Source organism: Mesorhizobium sp. M7A.F.Ca.US.014.04.1.1 (assembly GCF_003998745.1).
Lineage (GTDB): Bacteria > Pseudomonadota > Alphaproteobacteria > Rhizobiales > Rhizobiaceae > Mesorhizobium > Mesorhizobium ciceri.
On sequence record NZ_RZRW01000835.1, the window covers coordinates 1 to 1,854 of the forward strand.

Consider the following 1,854-nt stretch of genomic DNA (forward strand, 5'->3'; position numbering starts at 1 on the left):
ATGCGGCAGCCGAGGTGACCAGGATGATCGGCGGCGTGCGAGCCGGCTGATCAGCCCGCCCCGGGCAGCGCGCTCCTGGTCGCGATATCGAAGAAATCGAGAAGGATGGCCATGCCGACGCCGCAGGCGGTGAATATCAGGCCGGCCATGAAGATGCGGTTGGCGCGTTCATAGATGCGCCGCTGCAGGCATTTCGTGTCGAGCAGCAGCGAGAGCGCCCGCATCTGCAAGGCAATGCCGGCCAGGATCGGCAGGACGGCGACAAGATGGTAGGTCTGCCACGGGATCGGGTTGGCGGCCCAATGGGTGATGAAGCCCAGCGAAAACGCCAGCAGGATGCCGACGGTGGTGACGGTGCCGTTGCGGAAAACCGTTTCGACCAGGTCTTCCCTGGGGTCCTGCTCGTCCAAGGGTCTCTCCCCGCGTTTCGCGGTCCAGGATAGACGCTCGGAAAATCTCTGTACACTGTCCGATCTGTCGCCGGACCAATCCCTTCAGTTCTGCGCTGAAGCGGCCGATGGAGCACGCACCGCTACCATCCAGACAACAGAAGAGGGGCTCGCATGGGCCCCTCTGTTGCTGAACGGGTCCTCCCCTCAGAGACGGCAATAGTGGCGGTATCCGTCGTGGCCGAGATAGGTATCGGAGTCCGCGTCGTAGCTGGCATAGCGATCGTAGCAGCGGCGGACATGCCACGAGCCACCGCCTTCGTCGACATAGACGGTGCGCGGCTGGGCGAGCAGGCTGCCGAGGACGAAGCCGCCGACGCCGGCAGCAATGCCGATGCCGATTTCGCGGTTGTGGTGATGGCTGTGGGCGGCCGAAGGCTGCACGGTGCCGGCCAGCGTGGCGGCGGCGACGGCGGTGGCGATAAGGCCGGAAACGAGTGTGTTCTTGAACATGACGATCTCCTTGCTTCGTTGACCGAGGCGATCCATCCGCCTCTTGATCATCTGTCGTCACAGCCAGGAAAAAGGTTCGAACTTTTTTGATTTTTCTGGAGCTGGGAAATCGGATGGACCGAGGTCCACGCTGACGGCGACTGGAAAGGGTTGGCGAGGACGTTGATGCGGCCAATCTCCCCCACTTGCTGGGGGCTATGCCACGCACATATCTGCTATGACTGGGGTGACTGATCGGCCCGAGGCCCGATTGCCGGGTGGGTCCCCCAATCCGTCGCTGCTTCGCAGCGCCACCTTCCCCCCTCCGGAGGGAAAGGAAAGGAGCGTTGGTGGGCGAGCGTTGGCTCGGCGAAGCCGAGACGGAGCGGGACCAGCGCCGCATAGGCAATGCATGCGCCAAGCTGCCATGCACTCTATCGCCAAAGACCAGTTGCTTGGAAATGTGTGCATGCCGTAGCTTGCCGGGGATCAGCAGCTTTGCCGCCCTACTTCACAAGGTGATCGCCGAACGCAAAAAGGGCGGCCGAAGCCGCCCTCTTGGGGAATTGGGTCCCTCCATCAAAGGAAAATGATCACCCTGCCGTGCCTGTGGTGATGGTTGTGGTGGTGGTTGTAGTGCTTCCACCAGAACTTCTTGAAGTGCTTCTTGTGATGGTTGTGGTGGTGATGATGATGGCCATGCATGCCGTGGGCTGACGACGTGCCGACAGTGCCGGCGAGCGCGCCGGTGGCGACGAAGATGGCGACGAGGCCCGAGGTAAGAGTGCGCTTGAACATGATGATCTCCTGGATCTTTTGATCGAGGCGACCCATTCGCCTCTGACCATCAGTCGGCGCGGCGCAGCAAAAGGTTCGAAAGGTTGAGGAGATTTTTTGTGGGACGCCGTTGACGCCAGCGCGGCGACGGCAAGGACACCAATGACCCGTCGCCCCCTATTCCCCTATTCCCCTA

3 protein-coding genes are annotated in these 1,854 nt (G+C 61.9%); all 3 read right to left on the bottom strand.

Features of this window, described 5'->3' with window-relative positions:
- Positions 1-50: 50 nt before the first annotated feature.
- Positions 51-410, bottom strand: coding sequence for a hypothetical protein (locus tag EOA22_RS32080; protein ID WP_013531395.1), 360 nt, complete (start codon positions 408-410; stop codon positions 51-53).
- Between the two features lie 186 nt (positions 411-596).
- Entirely contained in the window at positions 597-902 is a 306-nt protein-coding gene (locus tag EOA22_RS32085) for a BA14K family protein (RefSeq protein WP_013531394.1), read from the bottom strand.
- Between the two features lie 558 nt (positions 903-1,460).
- Positions 1,461-1,679 (bottom strand): hypothetical protein, encoded by a 219-nt coding sequence (locus EOA22_RS32090; protein WP_013531393.1) that lies wholly within the window; start codon positions 1,677-1,679, stop codon positions 1,461-1,463.
- Between the last annotated feature and the right edge of the window lie 175 nt (positions 1,680-1,854).

Excerpts from the sequence above, each read along its gene's own strand:
- EOA22_RS32085 (WP_013531394.1), bottom strand. The coding sequence starts at position 902 with ATGTTCAAGAACACACTCGTTTCCGGCCTTATCGCCACCGCCGTCGCC.
- EOA22_RS32090 (WP_013531393.1), bottom strand. The coding sequence starts at position 1,679 with ATGTTCAAGCGCACTCTTACCTCGGGCCTCGTCGCCATCTTCGTCGCC.